The 20,587-nt window shown below is 72.4% G+C and carries 22 protein-coding genes, 1 tRNA gene and 1 riboswitch; of the genes, 14 read left to right on the top strand and 9 right to left on the bottom strand.

Annotated elements, in window-relative coordinates; all coding sequences use genetic code 11:
• Positions 1-129: 129 nt before the first annotated feature.
• Entirely contained in the window at positions 130-2,202 is a 2,073-nt protein-coding gene (locus FF100_RS07270) for a TonB-dependent siderophore receptor (protein ID WP_425463292.1), read from the top strand.
• A gap of 192 nt (positions 2,203-2,394) precedes the next feature.
• Entirely contained in the window at positions 2,395-2,724 is a 330-nt protein-coding gene (locus FF100_RS07265) for a hypothetical protein (RefSeq protein ID WP_139034866.1), read from the top strand.
• Here FF100_RS07265 and FF100_RS07260 read toward each other — a convergent pair.
• Positions 2,657-4,054 carry an SGNH/GDSL hydrolase family protein gene (locus FF100_RS07260; protein ID WP_139034865.1) on the bottom strand — a complete coding sequence of 466 codons (1,398 nt, stop codon included), beginning with the start codon at positions 4,052-4,054 and terminating at the stop codon, positions 2,657-2,659. The genes FF100_RS07265 and FF100_RS07260 overlap by 68 nt on opposite strands.
• Positions 4,055-4,309: 255 nt before the next feature.
• On the opposite strand from FF100_RS07260, the gene FF100_RS07255 reads away from it, so the two are divergent.
• Positions 4,310-4,591, top strand: a complete 282-nt coding sequence (locus tag FF100_RS07255) for a hypothetical protein (RefSeq protein WP_139034864.1) — start codon at positions 4,310-4,312, stop codon at positions 4,589-4,591.
• On the opposite strand, the gene FF100_RS07250 is transcribed toward FF100_RS07255, so the two are convergent.
• Both FF100_RS07250 and FF100_RS07245 read right to left on the bottom strand, forming a co-directional pair.
• Positions 4,575-5,234: a transglutaminase-like cysteine peptidase gene (locus FF100_RS07250; RefSeq protein WP_139034863.1), complete on the bottom strand. Its 660-nt coding sequence runs from the start codon at positions 5,232-5,234 to the stop codon at positions 4,575-4,577. The two genes, FF100_RS07255 and FF100_RS07250, sit on opposite strands and share 17 nt — an antisense overlap.
• Positions 5,235-5,366: 132 nt before the next feature.
• Entirely contained in the window at positions 5,367-6,518 is a 1,152-nt protein-coding gene (locus tag FF100_RS07245) for a multidrug effflux MFS transporter (protein ID WP_246101951.1), read from the bottom strand.
• A gap of 443 nt (positions 6,519-6,961) precedes the next feature.
• On the opposite strand from FF100_RS07245, the gene FF100_RS07240 reads away from it, so the two are divergent.
• Positions 6,962-7,261: a hypothetical protein gene (locus FF100_RS07240; RefSeq protein ID WP_139034861.1), complete on the top strand. Its 300-nt coding sequence runs from the start codon at positions 6,962-6,964 to the stop codon at positions 7,259-7,261.
• 127 nt (positions 7,262-7,388) lie between these two features.
• Complete coding sequence (locus FF100_RS07235; protein WP_139034860.1) at positions 7,389-7,730, top strand: hypothetical protein; 342 nt, start codon at positions 7,389-7,391, stop codon at positions 7,728-7,730.
• 27 nt (positions 7,731-7,757) lie between these two features.
• Here the strand turns inward: FF100_RS07235 and FF100_RS07230 are convergent, their stop codons facing one another.
• The 3 genes from FF100_RS07230 to FF100_RS07220 all read right to left on the bottom strand — a co-directional run bounded on the left by FF100_RS07230 (position 7,758) and on the right by FF100_RS07220 (position 10,320).
• Positions 7,758-8,783 (bottom strand): helix-turn-helix domain-containing protein, encoded by a 1,026-nt coding sequence (locus FF100_RS07230; protein ID WP_171070076.1) that lies wholly within the window; start codon positions 8,781-8,783, stop codon positions 7,758-7,760.
• A gap of 651 nt (positions 8,784-9,434) precedes the next feature.
• Positions 9,435-10,112 carry a spermidine synthase gene (locus FF100_RS07225; RefSeq protein WP_425463291.1) on the bottom strand — a complete coding sequence of 226 codons (678 nt, stop codon included), beginning with the start codon at positions 10,110-10,112 and terminating at the stop codon, positions 9,435-9,437.
• Between the two features lie 132 nt (positions 10,113-10,244).
• A tRNA-Thr gene (locus tag FF100_RS07220) sits at positions 10,245-10,320 on the bottom strand.
• Between the two features lie 286 nt (positions 10,321-10,606).
• Between FF100_RS07220 and FF100_RS07215 the strand changes: the two genes are divergently transcribed.
• From FF100_RS07215 to FF100_RS36955, 5 genes are all read left to right on the top strand, one after another.
• Positions 10,607-11,089 (top strand): tellurite resistance TerB family protein, encoded by a 483-nt coding sequence (locus FF100_RS07215; protein WP_139034857.1) that lies wholly within the window; start codon positions 10,607-10,609, stop codon positions 11,087-11,089.
• Between the two features lie 37 nt (positions 11,090-11,126).
• The gene (locus FF100_RS07210) at positions 11,127-11,900 is read left to right on the top strand and encodes a glutamine amidotransferase (protein WP_246101950.1); all 774 of its coding nucleotides are present in this window, start codon (positions 11,127-11,129) and stop codon (positions 11,898-11,900) included.
• A complete protein-coding gene (locus FF100_RS07205) occupies positions 11,897-12,268 on the top strand; it encodes a CidA/LrgA family protein (RefSeq protein WP_139034855.1) in 372 nt (123 codons plus the stop codon). Before FF100_RS07210 ends, FF100_RS07205 begins: the two co-directional genes overlap by 4 nt.
• 41 nt (positions 12,269-12,309) lie before the next feature.
• On the top strand, positions 12,310-13,026 hold the full coding sequence (locus FF100_RS07200; RefSeq protein ID WP_139034854.1) for an LrgB family protein: 717 nt from the start codon (positions 12,310-12,312) through the stop codon (positions 13,024-13,026).
• 180 nt (positions 13,027-13,206) lie between these two features.
• Positions 13,207-13,353, top strand: coding sequence for a hypothetical protein (locus FF100_RS36955; protein ID WP_171070075.1), 147 nt, complete (start codon positions 13,207-13,209; stop codon positions 13,351-13,353).
• Between the two features lie 47 nt (positions 13,354-13,400).
• Here the strand turns inward: FF100_RS36955 and FF100_RS07195 are convergent, their stop codons facing one another.
• Complete coding sequence (locus FF100_RS07195; RefSeq protein WP_246101949.1) at positions 13,401-14,717, bottom strand: bifunctional folylpolyglutamate synthase/dihydrofolate synthase; 1,317 nt, start codon at positions 14,715-14,717, stop codon at positions 13,401-13,403.
• A 26-nt stretch (positions 14,718-14,743) separates the two neighbouring features.
• Positions 14,744-14,830: riboswitch (ZMP/ZTP riboswitch) on the bottom strand.
• 122 nt (positions 14,831-14,952) lie between these two features.
• On the opposite strand from FF100_RS07195, the gene FF100_RS07190 reads away from it, so the two are divergent.
• Both FF100_RS07190 and FF100_RS07185 read left to right on the top strand, forming a co-directional pair.
• Positions 14,953-15,435 (top strand): Lrp/AsnC family transcriptional regulator, encoded by a 483-nt coding sequence (locus tag FF100_RS07190; RefSeq protein WP_139034853.1) that lies wholly within the window; start codon positions 14,953-14,955, stop codon positions 15,433-15,435.
• 412 nt (positions 15,436-15,847) lie between these two features.
• On the top strand, positions 15,848-16,033 hold the full coding sequence (locus FF100_RS07185; RefSeq protein WP_139034852.1) for a hypothetical protein: 186 nt from the start codon (positions 15,848-15,850) through the stop codon (positions 16,031-16,033).
• Between the two features lie 126 nt (positions 16,034-16,159).
• Here the strand turns inward: FF100_RS07185 and FF100_RS07180 are convergent, their stop codons facing one another.
• Both FF100_RS07180 and FF100_RS07175 read right to left on the bottom strand, forming a co-directional pair.
• Positions 16,160-17,263 carry a glycosyltransferase gene (locus FF100_RS07180; protein ID WP_139034851.1) on the bottom strand — a complete coding sequence of 368 codons (1,104 nt, stop codon included), beginning with the start codon at positions 17,261-17,263 and terminating at the stop codon, positions 16,160-16,162.
• Positions 17,250-18,026, bottom strand: coding sequence for a polysaccharide deacetylase family protein (locus tag FF100_RS07175; RefSeq protein WP_139034850.1), 777 nt, complete (start codon positions 18,024-18,026; stop codon positions 17,250-17,252). Before FF100_RS07175 ends, FF100_RS07180 begins: the two co-directional genes overlap by 14 nt.
• Positions 18,027-18,308: 282 nt before the next feature.
• On the opposite strand from FF100_RS07175, the gene FF100_RS07170 reads away from it, so the two are divergent.
• Entirely contained in the window at positions 18,309-19,322 is a 1,014-nt protein-coding gene (locus tag FF100_RS07170) for a lipid II:glycine glycyltransferase FemX (protein WP_246101948.1), read from the top strand.
• Between the two features lie 2 nt (positions 19,323-19,324).
• On the top strand, positions 19,325-20,584 hold the full coding sequence (locus FF100_RS07165) for a lipopolysaccharide biosynthesis protein (RefSeq protein ID WP_139034849.1): 1,260 nt from the start codon (positions 19,325-19,327) through the stop codon (positions 20,582-20,584).
• Positions 20,585-20,587 lie beyond the last annotated feature (3 nt).

The raw sequence follows: 20,587 nt of genomic DNA, 5'->3' as shown, positions 1-20,587 counted from the left end.
GGGGGTTTACGCAGCGGGAGGCCGCTTCTTCCGCCTGAGGTTCCCGTGCGCTCCACGTTTTCCCCCGCCCGCCGGCATCGCTCCGCGCTGCTCGTCGCCCTGCTCGCGGGCGCGGCGCCGGTCCTAGCGGTGGGCGGCGCCGGCGCGCAGGATGCGGGCGAGACCATCGCCCTCGATGCGATCACCGTGGCCGGCGTGCCGCCCTTCCGGGAGATCGCCACTGGCCCGGTCCAGGGCTACCGCGCGACCCGCAGCGCCACCGCGACCAAGACCGACACGGCGTTGCGCGACCTGCCGCAGAGTGTCAACGTCATCCCGCGCGAGGTCCTGGTCGACCGCCAGGAGACGCGGCTCACCGACGCCCTGTTCAACGTCAGCAACGTGCAGCCCGCCGGCACGCTCCAGGGCCGCACCGAAACCTACAACATCCGCGGCTTCAACACCCAGACCTACGCCATCGACGGCGTGTTCCTGAACCAGGCCAGCAACTTCTTCGTCACCAGGCGCGACCTCGCCGATGTCGAGCGGATCGAGGTGCTGAAAGGTCCGGCCTCGGTGCTCTACGGCCGCGGCGACCCCGGCGGCGTCATCAACATCGTGACGCGGCAGGCGAGCTTCGTGCCCATGGCGGATGCCAGCGTGCAGGGCGGCAGTTTCGGCTTCCGGCGGGTGCAGGGCTCGGTCTCGGGCCCGATCCCCAGCGCCGAGGGGCTGGCCGGCCGGGTGAGCTTCGCCACCGAGGCCGATCCGACCTTCCGCAATTACGGCGGGCGCGACAACACCCGCAACTTCGTCGCCCCGGCCTTCACCTGGAACCCGAGCCCCGACACCCGGGTCACCTTCCTCGGCGAATTCACCAAGCAGGACGGCCAGTACGACGAGGGCCTGACCGCCTTCCGCGGCCGCGTGCCCCTCGACAACATCGCGCGCTACTACGGCGAGCCCTGGGCCCGCTACAACGCGATGGCGAATTTCGGCACGCTGAAGGTCGAGCACGACTTCAACGAGAACCTGATGATCCGCCAGGTCCTCAACGCGCAGGGCGGCAGCTTCGACCTGATCTCGCCGCGGGCGACCGGCGTCAACGCCGCCGGCACGGTGCTCAGCCGCCGGGTGACCTCCACCGTCTCGAGCTACGCCTCGGTCGACAGCCAGACCGAACTCGTCGCCAAGTTCGACTGGCTCGGCCTGCGCCACACCGCCCTCGTCGGCGTCGAGTACATCAACGGGTACCGTCACTCCTACACGACGCAGGGCAACATCGCGTCGGTCAGTTTCCTCAACCCGACCTTCGGCGCGCTGCCCGGCCCGCTCTCGTTCCAGAGCGACCTGCGGCAGAAGAACGAACTGACCGGCCTCTACGCCCAGGACCAGATCGAGCTCGGCTACGGCCTGCAATTGCTGCTGGGCGTGCGCTACGACACCGGCGACCAGTTCTATTTTAGTCGCCTGCCGACCTCGCGCAGCCTGCCGCCGACGCAGGAACTCTCCGGCGTCTCGCCCCGCGTCGGCCTGATCTACCGGCCGGCGGAGCCGCTGGCGCTCTATGCCAGCTACTCGACCTCGTTCAAGCCGCAGACCGCCAACGTGCTCGGCGCCGTGAATCCCGCGCCCGAGACCGGCGAGCAATACGAGGTCGGCGCGCGCTACGACATCAATCCCGAGCTGACCCTCAGCACCGCCGCGTTCCGGATCACCCGCGACAACGTCGCGGCGAGCGATCCGGTCAATAGCGGATTCTCGGTGATCACCGGGCAGCAGCGCTCCGAGGGCGTCGAGGCCGACTTGGCCGGCACCATCCTGCCGGGCTGGAAGGTCATCGGCGGCGTCGGTTACCTCGATGCGCGCATCACCCGCGACACCACCTTCGCGGTCGGCAACCGGCTGGTCGGCGTGCCGGCCTTCAGCGGCAGCATCTGGACCACCTATCAGGTCCAGGAGGGGGCCTGGCGCGGCCTCGGCATTGGGGCCGGCGTGACGTATGTCGGCAAGCGCTTCGGCGACCTCAACAACAGCTTCACGGTCGGGGCCTATGCCCGGGTCGACGCGGCGGTGTTCTACGATCTGAACGAGCACGCCCGGTTCTCGCTCAACCTGCGCAACCTGACCGACGCGCGCTACATCGAGGCACCGTTCAACCAGTTCAACAACATCCCGGGCGCGCCGTTCACCGTGCTCGCGACGATCACGGGGCGGTGGTAGGCCGGGACTCCACCGCCTCTTCCTCGGATCGTTCCTCCTCGTAATGCTTCCGGGAGCTGCGGCCGCCGTCGAACATCCGCAGCCCCGACCTCCTCGGCGCCGTTTGCCGGTTCCCGGGGCCGGTGTCGACCTGCGAGAGCGATCTCCTCGGCGATACGGGCATGGTGGGCAAGATGTCCGGCCGGCATCGACATGGTCTCCGTCAAGGATGCGTTGACGACGCAGGCCAAGCCCGGACTCGGCGCCCCGATCATCGCCACGGTGCCGGGCGAGCCGGGCCAGGCGGTCGTGTTCGGCTGCGGGAAGGGGGCGGCCATGAATGACGAAACGATCGCGCCGGCCCGCCGTATGATGCTCCTTCCCGACAACGAGACCTCCGGCACCCTCACGTCGGTCGGCCTGGCATTGTTCGACGCTGCGATCGATGGGATGGCCGGTCAGGCGCGGCGACAGCTCACCCTCGCGGCCAGCGGAAATCGTCGGCCCGGCCGGGCTGGGGCGGGGGTGCTACGCCGCGGGTGAGGCTGCGCTCCAGGGTGTAGCCGGCATCGCCCTCGACCCGGGGCCGCCCGGTGACGAGGGTGCCGTTGGGGGCGACCTCGTTGCGGGTCAGCGGCAGGACCGGGCCGGCGGCGGGCTTCACCGGCAGGGCCGGAATGCCCGGCGGCTCCGGCAGGCTCGGCAGCATCGCGGTGATGAGCCGGTCGATCGCCGCGTCGTCGTCGAGCTTCCCGCCGCCCGCGGCCGGCGGCGCGGCTTCCGGGGTGAGGGTGGAGACCGCGTCCGGCAGGGACGGGGTGCCACCCTTCGCCTCGATCAGCCGCTTGATCTCGACATCGGCGAAATGCGCCGCCTTGCGGGCGCCGGCCTGGGTGAAATGGACGCCGTCGGCGGTGCGCAGCTTCGCCTGCTGCCCCTCGAGGTCCGGCCCGCTCGCGGCGTAGCGGTTGTTCTCGTCGACGAAGGCCGGCCAGATGTCGACATAGACCCCGCCTGCGCGCTGCACCCGGTCGCGGGCGATCTCGTTGAGCGATGTGATGTCGGCCGACAAACTCTCGCTCTTCATCGGCGGCTCGCCGACCCAGATCACCGGTACCTTGCGGTCGGTGAAGACCTTCAGGAGGGCATCGACCCGGTCGCGGTAGATGGCGCGCCAGCGCTCGCTCAGCGGGTCGAGGGTCTGGTCGCCGTCGCGCAGGGGCTGGCGGTCGTTGGCGCCGACCATCACGACCGCGAATGTCACCTTCGGGTTCGACTTGAGATAATCCTCCGCCGACTTCGGCCAGTCGACCACGTCCTTGCGCACGAGGCCGCTGTCGCCCTTGGCGCGGCGGATCACCACGACGTCCGGATTTGCCTCGTACACGGTGTCGAGGCCTTGGCCGAGAAGGTCGGCGAGGGAATCACCGAAGACCGCGATCTGTGTCTGCGGGTCGGTCTTCGGCTTCGGGGCGGCGGGGCGTGCCACGACAGGCGCCGGGCGCGGCTTCGGACGCTGCACCGAGCGGCCTTCGCGGCTGTGCACCACCTCCCGCTCCCGCTCGCGCTCCCGCTCTCGCCGCGGGCGAGGGGTGCGGTAGGCGCCGCGGGGGCTGGGCTGGCCGTAATCCTGCGGCACGGGCTGGGCCGCGGGGCGGTCCTCCCACGGCCAGTAGAATTGCCGCTGCGCCTCGGGTGCGGGGGCGGGACGGTAGGCGGGGGCGCGGCGATAGCCGGAGCCGTCATAGTACTGCGCCTGCGCCGCCCCCGGCGCCAGCAGGACCGCCGCCAGCCCCGCGGCGAGGAGGCGCGACAGCGTCCGTTCCGTCGGCCATCCCATCCGCACCACCTCCGGCTCGACCCGCATGCTCATCGGCGGAATATAGCGCGGTGCGCCTCCCCTTCCCACCCACGCTCCGGAGGAGGGGCCGCGTTCGCGCTCCGTCAAGGTTATGGGATGATGAAGGACAGTGTAAAACCTCCGTTCAGCATCGCGGAAACTCGTCGATCCGCGATGAGAGCAGCGGGCGCGATGACGATAGCCCGTTAAGCGACGCCGGCCGATGATGGTCCCAGGCGAGCGACGGACGCAAGAACACGGCCGCCGCCTGACAGGCGAGTGCTTCACATGGTTCGGACTGTACGGCGGCTGGGGCTCCAGGCCGCGTTCATCACGGGGGCTGGCGTGGCTGTGCTGTTGAGCCGGGGAGGCCAGGAGGCGGCGGCGGTGCCGTTGCGCCCGGCGCTCGACCCGGTGCCGATCGCCACGCGGCTGGCACGGCCCGCCGCCCCGGCGCCGGCGCCGGGCGTCCGGGTCGTCCTGGCGATGCCGTGGACGAATGGCAGCGCCGAGCTGGCCAGCGACTCGCTGAACGCGCGCTACGGCGCCGACCTCAGCGATTCGCAGTGACGACCGGCGACACCGCCCGGCCGAGGGAGACCCAGCGGACGGCCTCGTCCGCCTCGCGCTTGATGTAGGTGTACCCGGTCTTGTGCCAGGGCAGCACCGCGCTGGTCTTGTTGTCGAGGACGAGGTCGCCCCGGTCGGTGCGCAGCATCAGCACGGCGTGGCCCTCGCCCTTCTCGTCGATGACCACCGTCATCCGCATCGCGCGCCGCGGCAGCCCGGCCTGGGCGAGCAGCTTGCGCTTGAGGAGCTGGAAATCCTCGCAATCGCCCGAGCCGTCCTCGGCGAGGTCCCAGCGGTCCGGCACGCCCCAATGCTCCATGTCGGTGACGGCGCGCAGCGAGGTGTTGACCTGGCGGTTGATGCCGGTGACCGTCTGCCACAGCTTCGGAGTCAGCGTCACCTGGGCCGGCTCGCTCGGATCGACGGCGCATTCCTGGGCGTAGCGGGCGCAGAACTCGGTCCAGGCCGGGACCGGCCGGGCCTCGCCGACCGACGTGGCCGGCATGGTGACCGCGGGAAGCCCTGCGAGGGTCTGGCTGCCGGCGCCGCTCACCGAGGTGAGGAGCGCGGCGGCGACGACCGCGGCAAGGGCCGTCGATTGCGCGACGATTCCGATTCCATTCCGGCGACCCGCGATACGCATCCGACCCGCACCCGCAACCGTTAAGCTCTCGTTAACGAGTTGGTCGCACGCCGGCTCCGCCGGGGCAACGGCCGAGTTAAGAAAAGGTTAACGTGTGTTCACAGGGTCCCGCTGGGCCGGGCCTGCGGCGGGTCAGACCCGCCGCAGCGCGAGCGCGGCGATCCCCGACGCCGCGAGCAGCGTCACCGCCACCGGGGTCGCCGAGCCGTCGTGCCAGGTGGCGACCGCCAGGGTGAACAGGGCGCCGAGCGCCATCTGCATGAAGCCGTAGAGGCTCGAGGCCGAGCCGGCGGAATGCGGATCGACGTTCATCAGGCCGGCTACGGCGTTCGGCCCGAGGAGGCCGATGCCGACGGCGTAGAGCACCAGCGGCGCGAGCAGCGTCGGGAGGCTGAGCGATCCGCTGCGGTCGACCGCGAGCAACGCCAGGGCGGCGAGGAGGCAGAGGCCGTTGCCGGCCTTCGCGGCGCGCCGGATCGGCACCCGGCCGGCGAGGCGCCCGGCGATCGCCGAGCCGGCTACCATCCCGGCCACCACGATCAGGCAATCGAGCCCGACCTCCTGCGACGAGCGGCCGAGCCGGTCGACGAGGAGGAACGGCGCCACCGCCAGGAAAGCGTAGAGGCTGGTGCCGGCGCAGGCCCCGGCGGTGACGTAGGCCCGGTACGCGGGATGGCGCAGCAGCCGCAGATAGGCCCCCGCCACCGCAGCGATCCCGGGAAGCGCGACCGGCCGCCGGTTGGTCTCCGGCAGGGTCGTCACCACCAGCGCCCCGAGCCCCGCCACCAGGACCGCCAGCACCACGAACACCGCCCGCCAGCCGAAGGCGCCGTTGACGAGGCCGCCGATCGCCGGCGCGAGCGCCGGGGTCAGCGTCATCGCCATCGTGAGGATCGCGATCTTGCGGGCGGCGTCGGTGGCGGTCGAGACGTCGCGCACCATCGCCCGGCCGAGGACCAGGGAGCCGCAGGCCCCGAGCGATTGCAGCACCCGGGCGACGATCAGCACCTCGATCGACGTGGCGGGAATCGCGAGCAGCAGGCCCGCGAGATACAGCGACAGGCCGGCGATCAGCACCGGGCGCCGGCCGAACCGGTCCGAGAGCGGCCCGTAGACCAGCTGCCCGCAGGCGAGGCCGACCAGGTAGAGGGTAATCGTCAGCTGCGCGGCGACCGGCGTCGTGCCGAGATCGGCCGCCGCATCGGCGAGCGCCGGCACGAAGATGTGCAGGGCCACCGTCCCGGTCATCGTCACCGCGACGAGGAGCGGCAGCGACGCTTGCATGGGCGCTTCTCGGATAGACGATTCTCCGGCGGACGGCTCTCGTGGAATCGTCATCGCGTCTGGTCCGCTCACAATCGCTGGAAGGATCGAGGCGCCCCGGAGCGGGGCCCGTCCTGTGTAAGACGCCGCCGCCTGCAGGAGACATGCCGGTCGGGAATGGCTGGGCCTTGCCGTCGGCGCCGCTCGGCGGATCCGGATCGTGTCGAACGGGGTAATCCGTTCGTTCTTGTTTGTCTGCGAATGACTGAGACAACAATCTGTGTTCTATCGAGCGCGGGCTGGCCCGGGGTGCGAATCCCGGTGCGTCCCCGCGCGACGGGGCTCTCGGGCGCCGCCTGACCCGGCACGCTCGCGTGGTGCTCTAAATCGTTGATTATTCCGCGTTTTCTGCGACGATCGGGGATCCACTTCGTCGGAAGATGCGCGAGGAACGGGAGGGGCGTATGACCGATGGCGTGTTCGATCCCGGCAAGTCGCCGCGATCCTCCCGCGGCGGCGCCGCCGTGTCCGGCGTCAGCCTCTCGGCGCGCCGCCTGCGTGAGATCGAGACCCTGCTCGGGGTGGTGATCGATCCCGCGGCCGATCCCGCCGCGCCGGGGGGGCCGGACATGATGCCGGGAAGCATGGAGACCGAAAGCCAGGCGCTCGAGCTGCTGCGGGCCTTCAACCGGATCACCGATCCCGACACCCGCCGCGAGGTGCTGCGCCTGGTCCAGGAGGCGGCCCGCGGCGACCGGAACTGAGAGCGGCGGCCGCCGCGCCGCCCGCATGCGACATCGACGCCGCAGCCGGGTCGGCGAACCGGCGCCCCGGCGGACAGTTTCCTGCTGCCGCCCGCACGAGGCGGCCTTCAAGCAGGAGGAGACCGCCATGCGGGCCACGCTGATCGGGGCATCGATCTTGATCCCGCTCGCCACCGCTGCCGCCGCGACGCCGTGCGCGGAGCAGATCGCCACGATCGAGCGCCGGCTCGAGAGCCCGGGTGCCGCGGCGGTGACCGGCAGCACGCCGACGACGCAGGGCTCGCCCAAGGCCTTGGATGCGCCGCCCGCGGGCAAGCCGAGCGACCCTGCGACGGTCCCGAATCCGGGCCGGATCGCCGAGGCGCGAGACCTCATCGCCAAGGCCCGGGAGCAGGACCGCGCCGGCAACGAGCGCGCCTGCGAGGACACCATGACCCGCGCCAAGGAGCGGATCGGCGCGCTGCCCTGAGGGGTGGGTTCACGGGGGACGCGTGGCCTACAGCACCTCGCGAAGCCGCCGCATCGTCCGCACCCAGTCCTGAGGGCCGAGGCCGGGTGCCGGACCGGGCGGGTGCACCCCCTCGCGGGCGAGGCGGCGGGCCTCCCGCGGCGACATCGCGAAGCGGGTCCGGAACGAGCGGCTGAAATGCGTCTCGCTGGAGAAGCCGGTGCGATACGCCACCTGCGCGATGCTGCTGCGGCCGCCATCCGTCCGGCTCAGCGTCGCGAAGGCCCGGTCGAGCCGGCGCCCGGCGAGGTAGGCCATGACGCCGCCCTCGAAGCCGAACAGCCGGTAGAGGCTCGCCCGCGACACCCGGCAGGCCGCCGCGATGGTGCCGGGGTTGAGGCTCGGGTCGTCGAGGTGCCGGTCGATATAGGCGCAGACCCGCTCGTGCACGCTGGCATTGGCGGCCGCGCGGACCAGCGGATCGGCCTCCCGCAGGTCGCTGCCCGAGAGCATCAGGCATAGGGCCTCGAGGGCGGTGCTCGCCTCGATCGGTGACAGGGCGGGGGCGTGCTCGGCCAGGCTGCGCAGGTGGCTGCCGATCACCGCCGCGATTGCACTGCCCCGCCCGATCGCCCGCCCGTGCAGGTCGTAGGAGGCCGCCAGCGGCAGCCGGTCGCGCGGCAGGATCAGGGTCAGGTTGGCGAAGTCCGTAGCCCGGGTGCGCAGGGTGCGGTTGAGGTCGAGGACGTTCACGTCGCCCGCCTCTACCGTCACGCTCCGGTCGCCGCACAGGCCCGTGAAGCCCCCGTCGACGTAATGCTGGATCACGACGTGGTCCCAGCCGGAACTGCGGACGTCGGCCATGCTGCGCTCGAAGACCTGGGCCTGCGAGGTGCAGGTCGTGAGAAGGGCGTCGGAAACCGGGACCGCCCGCATCTCGGCCCGGAAACCCGCCGCGGAATCCTCCTCGAGGCTGACCCGGAACAGCGGCTGCACCAGGTCGTGCCAGAGGGCGAAACGCTGCTCCGCCGCGAGCCGCTCGAGCCTGAAATCGGTCGTGTCCTGGCCCGACATCGTGACAGCGTCCGCCTCTCCCGGTGCGGTTGCCCTCCGAACCAGGGCGGATCGGCGCGACGAGGCGACCGTCGGAATCGCGACCGCTGGGGCACGGGCGATGCGGGAATTCGGTCCTAACGTCAATCCGCGACGCGGGATGGTGAACGTCTTTCTCGATGCCGGGCTCGACCATCCCCCGAGTGACGGTCGACGGCGCAGACAGGCGATGACGGCAGAAGCGCCCGCGATCGTCCGGCGGCGCGCGGCCTGCCGCTCCCGCCGGCCCCTAGCGTCTAACAGCAAGACATGCCGGACGACCTGCCCGGAAGACAGGGCCGGGGCGCACCGTCTCCTCCGCCAGGCGCTGCCACGACGTGGAACGGGCGATATGATGAGACACCGGGACAAGTCTTCGAGACGCTGAGCCGCATCCTGCCGCACCCTCATGCGCCAGATATGCTACGACACGCCGATCATCTCTCCGTCAGCAAGTCGTGTCGTCATGGTTGGGTCAGGGTTCGAGATCATGCCCGCGAGGGGCCTGCCCGGGGATGCCGGGCGCCGCGCCCCGGTCGTCCTGAGCGTCGCGCTCGCCCTCGCCATCACCCTGGTGATCGCGGCGCACCTGCTCATCGCGTGCTGAGCCCGGCCTCTTGAGACCGGCGCGGCTTACGGAGAGGGGCGCGTCGCGATCCAGACCACGTGCGGGGTTCGCCCGCGGCGCTCGGCGCGGATGCGGTGCTCGGCCACCGAGAAGCCGGTGTGCTGCAGCCGCGCCTTGAATTTCCGGTCCGGGCAGCCGGACCAGACGGCGAGCACCCCGCCCGGCCGCAGGGTCCAGCGGGCTCGCTTCAGGCCCCAGGCATCGTAGAGCCGGTCGTTGCCCCGGCTGACCAGGCCGCGCGGGCCGTTGTCGACGTCGAGCAGGATGGCGTCCCAGGCCTCCGGCCCGGACTGGATCACCCGGTTGACGTCGCCCTCGCGGATCTCGACCCGCTGGTCGTCGAGGCAGTCGCCGAACACGTGGGCGAGCGGGCCACGGGCCCAGGCCACCACCGCCGGCACCAGCTCGGCGACCACGACCCGGGCTCGCGGCCCGAGGGCGCCGAGCGCCGCCCGCAACGTGAAGCCCATGCCGAGCCCGCCGATCAGCACCCGCGGTGCCGAATGGTCCCGCAAGGCCGCGCAGGCGAGCGTCGCGAGCTCCCGCTCCGAGCCGCTGCGATGGCTGCCCATCAGCTCCGTCCCGTCGACCGCGATCAGGAACTCGTCGTCGCGCCGCACCAGGCGCAAACAGCCGCTGCGGCCGGGGATCGGGCCGGTGTCGAGTTCGGTCCATGAAGCCAGCCGCGCCGCCTCGGACGCACCGGGCGCGAGGGAACGCCGCATCGGTTGATCGCTCTGCCGGGGGAGGGGCGGCCACGCGCGGGCAAGCGCTCCGCGAGGCGCCGCATCCAGTCGATTGTCGGGGGAGGAGAGTGGTGCCGCAAGAGGGATTCGAACCCCCGACCCCCTCATTACGAATGAGGTGCTCTACCAGCTGAGCTATTGCGGCGCCGACCGGGCCGGTGAACCGGCGGCCGATGGGCGTCCTCTTACCCGCCGCTGTCCGGGTTGGCAAGGGTCCTCCGCCAAGAGGGTCCTCCGCCAAGAGGGTCCTCCGCCAAGAGGGTCCCCAGCCACGAGGGGCCTCCGTCGAGGGCCTCCGCCGCGCCCGGGCCGCGACGCAGACCAGCGATGCAGGCCGGGCGGCCGGATCGGTGTCGTTTGATGATCCGGGGCGCTTGACGCGAAGGCGACGAATCCCGACCATAATGAACCCAAAAATCTCAATCTCCCCAATGCCCCTGATCGCCCGCCTTCGCGCCTACGCCGCCGAGATGTTCGGCGCGCCCGTCTCGCCCCCCGATGCCGGCGACGAGCCGCATCTCGCCGCCGCGGCCTTGCTCGTCCACGTGGCGCGGGTCGACGGCACCCTTGCGGCGGTGGAGCGCGACCGCCTCGCCCGCCTGCTGACCCACCGCTTCGCCCCGACCGAGGCCGCGGCGAAGGCCTTGATCGAGCGCGCCATCGGCTTCGACGACCAGACCCGCGACGTGGCCGAGCTCGTCGAGATGATCGGCCGCGACGTGCCGGAGGAGGAGCGGCGCAGCCTGCTCGGCCTCGCCTGGGCGGTGGCCGCCGCCGACGGGCAGGTGCACGAATTCGAGGACGATCTCGTCTGGCGCCTCGGCCAGCTCCTCGGCTTCGACGACGCGGCGATCACGGCGACCCGGGCCGTCGCCCTGGCGGGGCTGCCGGCCCAGCAGATGCCGGCCCGGTGACGCCGCGATGAACGCTTGCACGGTGAACTCTCGCACGGTGAACTCTCGCACGGGCGGCCAGCCCGAGTCCGACCGCCGGCCCGTGCTGCTGGTCCTGCACCAGGAGCAATCGACCCCGGGGCGCCTCGGGCGGCTGTTCCTCGAGCGCGGCTATCCCCTCGACATCCGCCGGCCCCGCTTCGGCGATCCCCTGCCGGAGACGATGCGCGACCATGCCGGGGCGGTGATCTTCGGCGGCCCGATGAGCGCCAATGACGGCGACGCCTTCGTGCGCGAGGAGATCGACTGGATCCAGGTGCCCCTTCGCGAGGAGCGGCCGTTCCTCGGCCTGTGCCTCGGCGCGCAGATGCTGGCGAAGGGCCTCGGCGCCACGGTCTGCGCCCATCCGGAGGGGCGGGCCGAGATCGGGTACTACCCGCTGCTCCCGACCGCGGCGGGACGCGACTTCGCGGACGAGATCGGCCAGCCCTGGCCGTCGCACGTCTATCACTGGCACCGCGAGGGCTTCACCTGCCCGGCCGGGGCCGAGACGCTCGCCACCGGCGACGACTTCCCGACCCAGGCGATCCGGGTCGGGAAGTCGGCCTTCGGCTTCCAGTTCCACCCGGAGGTCACCCACGCCATGATCTGCCGCTGGACCGTGCGGGCCGCCGAGCGCCTGCGCCTGCCCGGCGCGCAGGACCGGGCGCGGCAGATCGAGGGCCGGCTGATGCATGACGGCCGCGTGGTCGCCTGGCTCGACGCGTTCCTCGACCATTGGCTGGCGGGGACAGGGGTGGGGGCAAGGCCGAAGGTCCTCGCCGCCTCATGATCCTCAGCCTCACCCTGCTGCTGCTGTGCCAGCTCGCCGGCGAGATCGTCGCCCGTGGCTTCGCGCTGCCCGTGCCGGGTCCCGTCGTCGGCATGGCCCTGCTCCTCGCGGTGCTGGCCCTGCGCGATCGGCGGCCCGGGGGATGGCCGGCACCGCTCACCGACGGCACGCTGGAGCGCACCGGCAAGGGTCTGCTCGCCCATCTGTCGCTGCTGTTCGTGCCGGCGGGAGCCGGCGTCATCGGACGGCTCGACGTGCTGGCGGCCCACGGCGTCGCGCTGGCGGCGGCTTTGGTGGTCTCGACGGCGCTCGCCCTCGTCGCCACCGTCTACACGTTCCTGTCCGTCGCCAAATGGGTCGGACGATGAGACGGCGGCGATGATGAGGCCTTGGCGATGAGAATCGGGCGATGACCGGGGATTTCGCCCTCTGGGTGTTCCTGTCGCGCACGCCGCTCCTATGGCTCACCGTGACGCTCACCGCCTACGTCATCGCCGACCGGGTATCCGCCGCCACCGGGCGCCATCCGCTCGCCAACCCGGTGCTGCACGCGATCTGGATGGTCGGCCTGGTGCTGATCGTCACCCGCACGCCCTACGCGGTCTATTTCGAGGGCGCGCAATTCGTGCACTTTCTGCTCGGGCCGGCCACGGTCGCCCTGGCGATCCCGCTCTACGAGCACCGCAAGACGGTGACCCGGGTGCTGGTGCCGATGCTGGCGGCCCTGGTGGTCGGCTCCACGGTGGCGCTCGCCACCGGCATCGGCACGGCGAAGCTCCTCGGCGTCCCGGATGCGGTCCTGATCGCGCTCGCGCCGAAATCCGTCACCGCCAGCGTCGCCATGGGGATCACCTCGGCCCTCGGCGGCGATCCGACCCTGACCGCCGTGCTGGTGATCCTCACCGGCATCCTCGGCGCCATCATGGTGACGCCGCTCCTCGACCATCTCGGCATCCGCGATTACCGCGCCCGCGGCTTCGCGGCGGGGCTCGCCGCCCACGGCATCGGCACCGCCCGCGCCTTCCAGGTCAGCGAGGTCGCCGGCACCTTCGCGGGCATCGCCATGGGGCTCAACGCCTTCCTGACCGCGGTGCTGGTGCCGCTCGCCCTGGCGCTGCTGCGCTGAGCCTCCGGCAATTGCAAACCGGGCTGCGCGGCCGCCCTGCATGAAGACATTGTAATGCCCTCGATGTCGTTTCGTCGGGGGCAGCCTGCAACCCAGGAGATCCTCGGCCATTGTCTGAGTGCGGCGGGACGGCGACCGCTGCAAGACCTGACAAAATCCATCGAACTGCGGGTAAGCGCCATGACGAACCCTGGAGATTTCCGCGAAGCCCTTCTCGCCCTGCTCGCTCTCGGCGGCGGCGCCTTCTCGATCGAGCAGTATATCCGGTTCAAGCCCTGGCCCCGGGCGAAACCGGGGAACCTCGCGCACGGGGAGCCCAGCGGCTGAGGCTGGTTCGCGCATCGGCGCATCCGAGGGCTCGCCCGAGCGGCGGGTCACTCGAGGCCGGTCGAGCCCCGTAGCGCCCCGACGAGGTGGAGCGAGCCCGTGACCAGCAGCCAGCCGCCGCGCCGGGCCGCCAGTTCCGTCGCGCGGGCGAGGCCCGCCTCCGGCAGGGCCACCGCCTCCGCCTCCACCCCTTCGCCGGCGGCGAGCGCCCGGAGCGCGGCGGCGGCGTGGCCGCGCCGCTCCGGCATCTCGGTGCCGACGATGGCCGCGGCATGCCGGGCCAGCACCGCGAGGAAGCCGGCCGCGTCCTTGTCGCCGGCAAGCGCGACGAGAGCCGTGCAGGGGCCGGCGAGAGTCGGATCGCCGCCTAGGTCGTGCAGGACCGCCGCGAGGTTGAACGGCACGTGGGCGCCGTCGAGCACCACCGGCACCGGGCCGCGGGCGGTGCGGATCACCCGGCGTTCCAGGCGCCCGGGCAGGCTGGCGCTCGCGCGGGCCGCGGCGTCGAGCAGGCCGGCATGCAGGGGGGCGCCGTCTCGGCCGCGCACCCCGCCCGCGCCGAGACGATCGAGGACGAGACCGGCCAACGCCGCGTTCTCCGCGGCGATCGAGGCGCTGGGTGCGGTCGCCGGGCGCAGGACCGGGCAACCGAGGGCGGCGGCGCGGGCGGCGACGACGGCCCCGGCCTCGTCGTCCGGGGGCAGCGTCGTGACGAGCGCCGCGCCGGGTTTCAGGATGCCGACCTTCTCGGCGGCGATCGCCGCACGGGTGTGGCCGAGGATCTCGGTATGCTCGAGCCCGATATTAGTGATGACCGCGACCTTCCCGTCGACCGCGTTGGTCGAGTCGAGGCGCCCGCCGAGCCCGACCTCGACCACCGCCCAGTCGAGCCCGGCCTCGCCGAACAGCGTGAAGCCGGCCGCGGTCAGGACATCGAACCAGGTCGCGTCGGCCCCGGCGGTGCCGCCGCGCCGCGCCGCCTCGTGGGCGTCGAGCGCCCGGGTCAGCGCCCCAGCGAGCCGGGCCGCCCCGACCGGGATCCCCTGGAGGCACACCCGCTCGGTGACCGATTCGACGTGGGGCGAGGCGTAGCGCCCGACCCGCAGCCCGGCCCGCATCAGCCCGGCCTCGATCAGGGCGCAGACCGAGCCCTTGCCCTTGGTGCCGCCGACATGGACCACCGGCAGGCACGCCTGCGGGTCGCCGAGGCGGGCGAGCAGGTCGCGCATCGGGCCGAGCCCGACCCGCATCCCGCCCCGGGGGCGCTTCTCCCAGTCGGTCAGTCGGTCGAGGCGGTCCAGCACCCCGGGCAGGGAGCAGGGCGGGGAAGAAGCGTCGTGCGCGGCTTTCGTCGGCGCGGCCATCATGGGTCACCCGTGGGTCGAGTCGGGGAGGGTGCCCAGGCGAGCGGCAGGAGGACGCCCGCGCTCCCCGGTGGTTTCGGCCACCTTGAACCTCGCCAGTCACGCGGACAGCCCCCCATAAGAGACGAGCCCGCGACGGGCAACCGGCGCCGGCCTTGTGCCGGCTTGCCTTGTGCCCGCTCCCGCGGCCGGCTACTCAGCTTGATCCCGCCCCGCCTCAGGATCGCCCGCCGCCTTGCCCGCCCGTCTCGACGCCATCGACTGGGCGATCCTCCGGGAGCTGCAGGCCGACGGCTCCATCACCAACGTGGAGCTGGCCCGGCGCGTCGGCCTGTCGGCGCCGCCCTGCCTGCGCCGGGTCCGGGCCCTCGAGGAGGCCGGCATCATCCGGGGCTACCGCGCACTGCTCGAGCCGAAGGCGCTCGGCTACGAGGTGGTGTGCTTCGCCATGGTGCAGCTCGCCGCGCAGGGCCAGGCCGAGCTCGCGGCCTTCGCGGCGGAGATGCGCGGCTGGCCGATGGTGCGCGAGTGCTGGACGCTGTCGGGCGAGACCGACTTCCTGCTCAAATGCGTCGCGCCGAATCTCGGTGCCTTCCAGCAGCTCGTCGGGCACCTCACCGGCCTTCCCAACGTCCGCACGGTGCGCACCGCGCTCGCCCTCGAGCAGATCAAGGACGAGCCGATCGCGCCCCTCGATCACGGCCCGCCCGAGGCCTAATGCCGCTCCCCCGGGGCCCCTGCGCAGTTTTTAACGGTGAAAACCTGACTCCCGCACCAGTCATGCGCTAAATCGGTGGTGCGGCTGGCCGAGTGTTGCCGTTCTATGGGGCTGTCCCGCACCAGTCCCGCGGTCATGCGCCGGGAGACAATAAAAACTTTAAGTTGTTTGTCTGGGCTGGGGTAACGACCGGAGGATGCGGATCGGCCGTGAATACTCGATAAGATTGTCAGGGCGCCATGATCGCAGGATGACGATGCCAGAGAGCCACGCGACCTTTCCCCGGAAGCGGCACCCGGTTCAGTCCCCGGCGGTGCCGCCGCGTCCGGTCTCCGGGCCCCCGCGCGACGTGGTAAGCCTGTTCGCCGAACCGATCGCCCGTGCGGCGAGCCCTCCCGGGGATGCCGTTCCGGTGACCCAGACCCTGTACCGCATGGCGGATGGGCGATACGTGATCCGGACCTGCCTGCAGGGCGGCGATCCGGCCTGCGACGTGATGATCTACGCCGATGCGACCGCCCTGCGCGAGGCTTTGTCGGCGGGCGGCCTCGACGGGGCCATGCTCGCGGCGGCGGGTCTGGAATGGGATCGGACGTGACGGGATCCTCCCGAACCGGCCCCCCATTTGGAGGAGCCGGGACCGCGCCAGCAGGGCTCGGGAGGGGGATGCCGCTTCCGGGGAGGTCGCGACCCTCATGAAGGCAGCTGCCTGACTCGATCCGCGTCAGACGACCGATGCGAGCCCCGCCCGGTAGCCCTCCACCGCCCGGTCGAGCGCGACATCCGGCAGGGCCTGCTCTGCCGCGGCGCGCAGCCGCGCCCGCCGGTCCGGATCGTCGAGGAGCGAGAGGGTCGTGTGCGCCCAGTCCGCGACATCGAGCGGCCGCACCACGCCGCAGCCGCGCGCTTCGAGCAACTCCCGCGCCGCGCCGGAATGGGGCGAGGCCAGGACCGCCGCGCCGCTCTGCAACGCCTCGTTGACGACGATGCCCCAGACGTCGCCGCGGCTCGGGAACAGCAGCAGCCGGGCCGAGGCATGGGCCTCACCTAAGGCCTCCTGGTCGAGGTAGCCGTCGAATCGGGCCGGGATCCCGGCTTCCGCGAGGCGCGCCGTCATCTCGGGCCGCAGCGGGCCGTCACCGGCCACCCGCACCCGCAGGGGACGCCCGGCGGCGGCGCAGGCCCGCATCACGTCGGTGAAGAAGCGCGCGCCCTTCACCTCCTCGTTGAGGATGCCGCAGAACAGCACGTCGTAGGGCCGGTCCTCGGCTGCGGGCAGCCTCCCGCGGGGCGTCCAGGCGGGAAACAGCGGCGCGCGGAAGATGCGCGCCGGCGCCAGCCCGTAGGAGGCCAGCAGGGTCCGGCTGCCCTCGCTCGGCGCCAGGCCGAAGGCGGCGCCCGGGACGATCGTCCGCCGCAAGACCCGGTGCGTCCGCGAGCGCGCGCCCGGATCGGTCTCCGGCACGCCGTCGGTGCGGATCCCGTAGGGAATCCTCAGCATCCGCGCGGCGAGCGCCGCCATCGCCATGGTGGGCGAGAAGTCGTTGAGGATCACGGCGCGAGGCCGCAACCGCGCGAGCCGGGGAACGACGCCCGGATTGACGTAGAGGTTGCGCACCGCGTCGCGATGCCAGCGCAGGCCCGGCAGCACCGCGAACCGGTACCCGTCCGCCGCCGCGAGCTCCCATTGCCGCGCCGGCTCGCGGGCCGCGCAGGCGAGCACGGTCAGCGGCCGGTCGAGGGACGCGGCGAGGGCCCGGTAGAGCACCTGCGTGTAGGGCGCGAGCGCCCCGGTGACGACGACGACCGGACGCTCAGCCTCTCCCAAGGCGGGCTCCCATCAGGGCATCGAGCTCGTGCAACGGCCATTCCGGTTCGAGGACGTGGCGCGGCATCGCCGCGAGATCGGCGGCACCCGTGGCGACGCCGCGCCGGGTGGTGAAGAAGGTGGCGTAGCCGCTGCCCAGGGCCAGGCCCGGGTCGCGTCCGGGCCGGTAGTCGCTCTCCGCCACGCCCCACGGGCAGGCGAAGTGCCGGACCGGCTGCCCGAGGGCGGCTTCAAGGGCGTTGCGGGAGGCCGCGATCTCCCGCGCGGCGGCGTCGTCACCGAGGGTCGCGATGCGGGCATGCGTGAGGCTGTGCGAGCCGATCTCCAGGCCGGCGGCGAGCCACTCCGCCACCAGGGCGCGGTCGGCATAGGGGCCGGGCGGCGTCGCGGGCGGGGCGTCGAGCCAGTCGGCGACCAGGAACAGGATCGCCGGCACGCCGGCCGCGCGCAGAACCGGCAGGGCGACCTCGACGGTGTCGGCGTAGCCGTCGTCGAAGGTGACGAGGAAGTGGCGCTGCGCGCAGACGGTGCCGTCGCGCAGCAACGCCACCGCCTCGTCGGCCCCGACGAAGCGGCCGTGCCGCTGCAGATGGGCGATCTGTGCCGCGAACCCGTCCCGGTGGCGCTCCGGCACGTGGTGGTAGCACAGCGCGTAGAGGCCCGGCGGCGCGTGGGCGAGACGGCGCACCCGGGCGAGCGCCCGCAGCAGCAGCGCCCGGATTACGGGGTGGTCGCGCGCGAGTGTCTTGATGGGTTGCAGCATCCCGTCCGCCGTTGCGACACCGCTGGTCCTCGATGGTGAGACCGGTCCGCCGCGGCAGCAAGCCAAGAAAACTACCGAGTTCCAGGACAATCACCGGGATCCGAGAAGACTACCGAGATCCCTGTCGATCGCGACCGGGAATCCCCAGCTGCCCTGGCATCGTCGCAGATCCGGCCTAACGGAGACTTGCGAACGAGACTTCACGCCTCTCGCAAGCGGCGCGCCGCTTGCGGGCCAGGGGGTATGGCGGCGGGGGCTGTCGCATCCTGGCACGGGGAATCCATGACCGGAACGAACCACGAGACCGGAATGCGGGTGACGCCGATGACCGATGTCCCGGCCTGGGACGAGGCCGTGTGGGGGCAGGGGCGCGGCAGCATCTTCGCGGCCTCCGGCTGGGGCACCTACAAGACGCGCCGCGGCGCCGCGGTCGCCCGGCTCGGCGTCGTCGACGAGGCCGGCGACCTCCTCGGCCTGGCCCAGGCCCAGGTCCGTCGCCGCGGCCCGGCGCGGCAGGTCTATATCCAGGGCGGGCCGCTTCTCACAGACAAGGGCGAGCGCCACGGCGAGGCGGTGTTGCGGGCGCTCCTCGCCCATCTGGCCCTCGGGCCGCTCGACCTCGCGGTGGTGGATTTCGCCCGCACCGAGAGCCCTGGCGCCGTGCTCGGCCTGCTGGCGACCGGCTTCAAGCCGGTGACGACCGCCGGCCGCCACACCCTGGAGGTCGACCTCACGGGCGGGCTCGACGCGATCCAGGCCGGGATGGAGCCGCGCTGGCGCAAGGCCCTGCGCAAGGCCGAGCGCAACCCGGGCCTCAAGGCCCGCTTCCTCGACGACCCGGGCGAGCGGCTCGCCGCCTTCGACGCCTTCGCGGCGATGTATGCGGCCCTGAAGACCCGGAAGGGCTTCTCGAACGATTTCGACCCCGCCGCCTATCGCGACCTCGCGGCGAACGACCCGCGCCACGTCATGCTGGAGATCCGCGACGGCGACGAGCCGTGCCTGGTGCGCATCGCGCATCGGAGCCGCGACCGCTTCACCGATTTCTTCACCGCCTCGACCGAACGGGCCAAGGCCAACGCCGCCGCCTATCTGGCGGTGTGGAGCTTCCTCCGCCGCGGGGTGGAGGAGGGCTGCCGGGTGTTCGATTTCGGCGGCATCGACCCGGCGAACAACCGCGGCGTCTACGATTTCAAGCGCGGGCTGACCCGCAACGTCGCCTCGAGCGGCCCGCTCTGGCTTCTCGGCCGCAACCGCCTCGTCACGGCGGCGGCCGGCGCCTGGCTCGCGCGGTGACGATGGCCGCGGCACGACTGAGCCGCCTGCGCGGGCCGGCCCTGCTCTCGCTCCTCGACCAGGGGGCGGTGAGCGGCTTCGGCTTCCTCGCCGGCATCGCCGCGGCCCGGCTGATCGACATGGAGGCGTTCGGGCGCTTCGCCCTCGTGCTGATCGTCGCAGGCTTCGCACAGGGGCTGCACAATGCCCTCGTCACCGCACCCCTGATGACGCTCGCCGGCACCGTCCGCAGCCCCGCCCGCTACGCCGCCGCGGTCGGCGCCGGGGCCCTGGTGCTGGCCGCCGGCCTGGCGCTCGGCGTCGCCGGAGCGCTGGCGCTCTACTTCGCCGCCCAGGGCGAGGCGGTGCCGGTCGATCTCGTCACCGCCGCCGGCGCGCTGACCCTGGCGCAGAATCTCCAGCTCACCGCGCGCCGCCTGCTCTTCGCCTACGAGGGCGGTGGCCGGGCGCTCGCCATGGATTTCGCCCGCGCGGCCGCGTTTCCCGTCGCGGTCGCGGCCCTGTGGGCGCTCGGCATCCCGCTGAACGCCCCCCGCCTCGTCGAGCTCCTGGCGCTGACGGCATTCCTGACGACCCTGCCGGTGCTGCTCGGCCGGGCGGTCGAGCCCGGACGCCGGCACCTCGCCGTCGCCGCCCGGCGGCACTGGCAGATGGCGCGCTGGCTGCTGCCGGTGGTGTTCGTCACCTTCGGGCAGGAGCAGCTGGTCTGGATCCTCGCCGGCGGGGCGCTCGGCGACGAGGCCCTGGGGGGGTTGCGGGCGGCGCAGTACCTCGTCGGCATCGTGCTCCTGCTGCTCGCCGCCACCGAGAACGTGGTGCCGACCGGTGCCGGCCGCGCCTACGAGGCCGGCGGCGAGCCGGCCCTCCGGGCCTATCTCCTCGGCGTCACCCGCCGCCTCGGCGTACCGGTCGGGTTCCTCCTCGCCGTGGTGGCGGTGCCGGCGGACCTGTGGCTGCGCCTCGTCTTCGGCGCGCCCTACGTGCCTTTCGCGCCCTGCCTGCGCTGGCTGGCGCTGGGCGTGGTGTTCATCTTCCTGCGCGACATGGTGGCCCAGATCTTCCGGGCGCGGCGGCGCACCGACGTGATCTTCCGCGCCTTCGCGGTGAGCTTCGCGGTGTCGCTGGCGCTGATCCAGCCGCTCCTGACCCGCTACGGCGCCACCGGGGCCGCGGCCGTGGTGGTGCTGGCGCACGGCGCCTCGCTCGCGGCGCTGCTCGCCTCCCTCGGCCGCGGGCCCGTTCCCCAGGCGGAGAGTACCTGAGCG

The sequence above is a fragment of the Methylobacterium terricola genome (assembly GCF_006151805.1).
GTDB classification, from domain to species: domain Bacteria; phylum Pseudomonadota; class Alphaproteobacteria; order Rhizobiales; family Beijerinckiaceae; genus Methylobacterium; species Methylobacterium terricola.
Note: the sequence above shows the minus strand (reverse complement) of the source record. Positions and strands in the feature narration are given on the sequence as shown.

Bases quoted from the DNA above. Each gene is read 5' to 3' on its own strand.
- FF100_RS07265 (WP_139034866.1), top strand. From the start codon at position 2,395: ATGGTCTCCGTCAAGGATGCGTTGACGACGCAGGCCAAGCCCGGACTC.
- FF100_RS07260 (WP_139034865.1), bottom strand. From the start codon at position 4,054: ATGAGCATGCGGGTCGAGCCGGAGGTGGTGCGGATGGGATGGCCGACG.
- FF100_RS07255 (WP_139034864.1), top strand. From the start codon at position 4,310: ATGGTTCGGACTGTACGGCGGCTGGGGCTCCAGGCCGCGTTCATCACG.
- FF100_RS07250 (WP_139034863.1), bottom strand. From the start codon at position 5,234: ATGCGTATCGCGGGTCGCCGGAATGGAATCGGAATCGTCGCGCAATCG.
- FF100_RS07245 (WP_246101951.1), bottom strand. From the start codon at position 6,518: ATGCAAGCGTCGCTGCCGCTCCTCGTCGCGGTGACGATGACCGGGACG.
- FF100_RS07240 (WP_139034861.1), top strand. From the start codon at position 6,962: ATGACCGATGGCGTGTTCGATCCCGGCAAGTCGCCGCGATCCTCCCGC.
- FF100_RS07235 (WP_139034860.1), top strand. From the start codon at position 7,389: ATGCGGGCCACGCTGATCGGGGCATCGATCTTGATCCCGCTCGCCACC.
- FF100_RS07230 (WP_171070076.1), bottom strand. From the start codon at position 8,783: ATGTCGGGCCAGGACACGACCGATTTCAGGCTCGAGCGGCTCGCGGCG.
- FF100_RS07215 (WP_139034857.1), top strand. From the start codon at position 10,607: ATGCCCCTGATCGCCCGCCTTCGCGCCTACGCCGCCGAGATGTTCGGC.
- FF100_RS07205 (WP_139034855.1), top strand. From the start codon at position 11,897: ATGATCCTCAGCCTCACCCTGCTGCTGCTGTGCCAGCTCGCCGGCGAG.
- FF100_RS07200 (WP_139034854.1), top strand. From the start codon at position 12,310: ATGACCGGGGATTTCGCCCTCTGGGTGTTCCTGTCGCGCACGCCGCTC.
- FF100_RS36955 (WP_171070075.1), top strand. From the start codon at position 13,207: ATGACGAACCCTGGAGATTTCCGCGAAGCCCTTCTCGCCCTGCTCGCT.
- FF100_RS07195 (WP_246101949.1), bottom strand. From the start codon at position 14,717: ATGGCCGCGCCGACGAAAGCCGCGCACGACGCTTCTTCCCCGCCCTGC.
- FF100_RS07175 (WP_139034850.1), bottom strand. From the start codon at position 18,026: ATGCTGCAACCCATCAAGACACTCGCGCGCGACCACCCCGTAATCCGG.
- FF100_RS07170 (WP_246101948.1), top strand. From the start codon at position 18,309: ATGACCGGAACGAACCACGAGACCGGAATGCGGGTGACGCCGATGACC.
- FF100_RS07165 (WP_139034849.1), top strand. From the start codon at position 19,325: ATGGCCGCGGCACGACTGAGCCGCCTGCGCGGGCCGGCCCTGCTCTCG.